Annotated in this window: 4 protein-coding genes; 1 reads left to right on the top strand and 3 read right to left on the bottom strand. The window is 60.8% G+C overall.

What is annotated here, in order from left to right:
- Positions 1–497 precede the first annotated feature (497 nt).
- Positions 498–1,601: a GlxA family transcriptional regulator gene (locus NUV89_RS28425; RefSeq protein WP_003216915.1), complete on the top strand. Its 1,104-nt coding sequence runs from the start codon at positions 498–500 to the stop codon at positions 1,599–1,601.
- 107 nt (positions 1,602–1,708) lie between these two features.
- On the opposite strand, the gene NUV89_RS28420 is transcribed toward NUV89_RS28425, so the two are convergent.
- From NUV89_RS28420 to NUV89_RS28410, 3 genes are all read right to left on the bottom strand, one after another.
- Positions 1,709–1,972 carry a hypothetical protein gene (locus NUV89_RS28420; RefSeq protein ID WP_257783927.1) on the bottom strand — a complete coding sequence of 88 codons (264 nt, stop codon included), beginning with the start codon at positions 1,970–1,972 and terminating at the stop codon, positions 1,709–1,711.
- A gap of 223 nt (positions 1,973–2,195) precedes the next feature.
- A complete protein-coding gene (locus tag NUV89_RS28415) occupies positions 2,196–2,681 on the bottom strand; it encodes a thioesterase family protein (RefSeq protein ID WP_257783926.1) in 486 nt (161 codons plus the stop codon).
- A 129-nt stretch (positions 2,682–2,810) separates the two neighbouring features.
- Entirely contained in the window at positions 2,811–3,776 is a 966-nt protein-coding gene (locus tag NUV89_RS28410) for an L-carnitine dehydrogenase (protein ID WP_257783925.1), read from the bottom strand.
- Between the last annotated feature and the right edge of the window lie 89 nt (positions 3,777–3,865).

Here is a 3,865-nt window from a genome sequence, read left to right as displayed (position 1 = left end):
CACACTTGACCGTGTACACCCTGAAGAAACACGGTCAAGTGTGGGAGCGGGCTTGCTCGCGAATGCGACAGCCCAGACAACACTGCTCACAAAGTGAACGCCCAAGCCAAAAGCGCCACCTTTTGGCGCGTCGCAAACAGATAAGTAGCTCCCAAACGATTTTGCCCCTCACCAGCCGTCCCCCGTGCTTGGGGTGACAGACTTTCCCCACGCCCGCAAAGCGCCTTCCCACAAGTGCTACCGATCTGCTCACACCCCTTGAGTAGGCCTGCTCCTACGTCCTTTTCCGGCCATCCGCGCACTTGCGACATGGGCTTATATAGACGCGTCAAAACGTCGCTTTTAGGAGTTATTGGACGGCCATTCAATTTTAGGCATGGCAATTGCTCTATCAATTCAAAAGCCTCTCTCACCGCTTTTCCCAAAGCAGGGATGAAGAGCGCAATAACAAGAGCCTCGCCTGAGGCCATCACTTGCTTGTGTGAGGAGATACCGCGATGACGTCGTTCAACTCCGGGGCCCAACCCCAGAACCGTGCGCCTCAATCCATCGGCTTTTTGCTGCTGGACAATTTCACGCTGATTTCCCTGGCGTCCGCAGTCGAACCCCTGCGCATGGCCAACCAGCTGTCCGGCCGCGAGCTGTATCGCTGGACGACGCTGAGTGTCGATGGCAACCAGGTGTGGGCCAGCGACGGCCTGCAAATCACCCCCGATGCCTCCATGCACAAAGCCCCGGCGCTAGACACCGTGATTGTCTGCGGCGGCGTGGGCATCCAGCGCACCGTTACCCGTGAACACGTGTCGTGGCTGCAAAGCCAGGCGCGCCAATCCCGTCGCCTGGGCGCCGTGTGCACCGGCAGCTGGGCCCTGGCTTGCGCCGGTTTGCTCGACGGTTTTGATTGCAGCGTGCACTGGGAATGCCTGGCGTCGATGCAGGAAGCCTTCCCCCGCGTGGCCATGAGCACACGCCTGTTCACCCTCGACCGCAACCGCTTCACCAGCTCGGGCGGCACCGCGCCGCTGGACATGATGCTGCACCTGATAAGCCGCGATCACGGGCGTGAATTGTCCGCCGCGATCTCCGAGATGTTTGTGTACGAGCGCATCCGCAACGAACAGGATCACCAGCGTGTGCCGCTCAAGCACATGCTCGGCACCAACCAGCCGAAGTTGCAGGAAATCGTCGCGCTGATGGAAGCCAACCTGGAAGAACCGATCGACCTCGACGAACTGGCGGTGTACGTCGCCGTGTCGCGGCGCCAGCTGGAGCGGCTGTTCCAGAAGTACCTGCACTGCTCGCCGTCGCGTTATTACCTGAAGCTGCGCCTGATCCGTGCACGGCAGCTGCTCAAGCAAACGCCGATGTCGATCATCGAAGTGGCGTCGGTGTGCGGGTTTGTCTCCACGCCGCACTTCTCCAAGTGCTACCGCGAATACTTCGGCATTCCGCCGCGGGATGAGCGTGTGGGTTCCAACACTACCCAGCAGGTGGCGATGATGCCGATTCCGCAGGCACTGGTGTTGTCACCGTTGTCGGGGCCGCTGTCGGCGTTGAGTCAGGCGCGCAATGAATCGACTTTTGCCAGCGTAAGGCTCTAGACCGAGTCGGCTGCATTCGCGAGCAAGCCCGCTCCCACATTTTGACTGCATTTCAAAGTTGGAACTCGGTCAAATGTGGGAGCGGGCTTGCTCGCGAAAGCGGTCTATCAGGCGCCCGAGTTCTGCCTGAACTGCACCAACGCCGGCAACAACTGCTTATCAATCGCCTGCCGCACCGCCGGCAAAATCGTCGCACTGCCGGTGTACATCTGCTCGACCATGCCTTTCAGCGCCTTGGCCCGCGCTTCGCTCAAACCGCGTACCGCACACTCACAGGCCTGCTCGGCAGTAGAGCCGCTGGAAACCTCAAAGCCCAGTGAGCGCAGTTGGCCCAGCAGGTCATCCTGGTCAATCAAATCCGCATGCATCATGACGTTTTATCCTGGTGAAGGGAGCGGGGTTTGACCTGGATTCTGGTAGCCGCTCAACCGGTCGGCAAGGGCAGATTGCGCGAATGCCTCAGATGGCTATGGGCATGTCGTTTTCGGGCCATTTGCCGGCAGAAGTAATAGGCACACTGAGCGCAAGCAAGCAGCTTGACGGTTTGGTCACCCTCGGGATGTACAGCTCACACAACATTCTGCCTCGATCTTGTCACGGCTTGATCGGGGCTTTTTTTATGCCGATAACCCGGCCGAGCAGGGCCGGGCGCGGCAGGTCGGCCTGCTCCTGGCTGATCGTCGCAAGGCGTTGCAATGACGCCTCGGTAAACGGCGCCGCGTGTGGCCCGGCGAGGTCGACGTGCAGCAGCATCTGCTCGTTGCCGGCCAGCTCCTTTTCATCCCCCACTAAATGCAGGCTGTGATAGAGGTGCAGGCGCTTGGCGTCATGGGCGATCAGTTGGGTATGCACCTCGACCTCGGCGCCAAGTTTCACTTCGTGCAGGTAGTTCAGGTGCAGCTCCAGGGTGAACAGCGAATGGCCGCTGGCTTCGCGGTTTTCGCTGTCCAGGCCAAGGGTGTCCATCAGGGCGTCGGTGGCGTAGCTGAAGATCAGCAGGTAGAACGCGTCGCGCAGGTGGCCGTTGTAGTCGACCCAGTCGGGGTGGATTTGCGTCGTATAAGTGGTCAATGCAGGCATGGCATGTACTCGGTCAAAAAATGTGGGAGCGGGCTTGCTCGCGAATACGGTGTGTCAGTGGATGCATTGGGTACTGACCCACCGCATTCGCGAGCAAGTCGAATCGTCGCACCGCCGCTCCCACAGGGGTTATTCGGCGAAGCTCATGCCGTGTTTGGCCTTGGTGGTTTTTACCGCCTCCAGCACCGCCAACAGGCAATCATCACGATAGCGCTCCAGCGCCGAAATGCTGTGTTTGCCTAGCTGATCGCTGGTGCCATCGACCACATCATCAATCAGCTTTTCCGTCAGCTCTGGCGCCGGCAAATACGTCCACGGCAACTGCAAGGCCGGGCCGAACTGTGCCATGAAATGGCGCATGCCCGCATCGCCACCGGCCAGGGTGTAGGTGAGGAAGGTGCCCATGAACGACCAGCGCAACCCGGCGCCAAAGCGGATGGCATCGTCGATTTCGCCGGTGGTGGCCACGCCGTCGTTCACCAGGTGCAGCGCTTCACGCCAGAGCGCTTCGAGCAGGCGATCGGCGATAAAACCAGGGACTTCCTTGCGCACGTGCAGCGGGCGCATGCCAAGGGATTCGTACACCTTGATCGCCGCTTGAATAGCTTCTGGCGCCGTGTTTTTACCGCCCACCACTTCCACCAGCGGCAACAGGTAGACCGGGTTGAACGGGTGACCGACCACGCAGCGTTCCGGGTGGGTCGAGCCCTCGTAGAATTCACTCGGCAACAGGCCGGAAGTGCTGGAGCCGATCAAGGCGTTCGGCTTGGCGGCGGCGCTGATCTTGCTATGCAGATCGAGCTTCAACTCCAGGCGTTCCGGGGCGCTTTCCTGGATGAAGTCGGCGTCTTTCACGCACTCCTCGATGGTGGCGACGAAGCGCAGGCGATCCTGGGAGGCACCGGGCGCCAGGCCTTGTTTCTCCAGGGCGCCCCAGGCGTTGGCGACACGTTTACGCAGGGCGGCTTCGGCGCCGGGCGCGGGGTCCCAGGCGACGACATCCAGGCCGTGGGCGAGGGCGCGGGAGACCCAGCCGCTGCCGATGACACCGCTGCCGAGGGCGGCGAAGGTTTTGATTTCGGTGATAAAGCGCATGACGACATTCCTAAAGAGTTCGGTGATTCCTTGTGGGAGCGGGCTTGCTCGCGAAAGCGGAGTGTCAGTCACCCAATCTGTTGCTGACC

It is taken from the genome of Pseudomonas sp. 18.1.10 (assembly GCF_024655625.1).
In the GTDB taxonomy this organism is placed as follows: Bacteria; Pseudomonadota; Gammaproteobacteria; order Pseudomonadales; family Pseudomonadaceae; genus Aquipseudomonas.
Note: the sequence above shows the minus strand (reverse complement) of the source record. Positions and strands in the feature narration are given on the sequence as shown.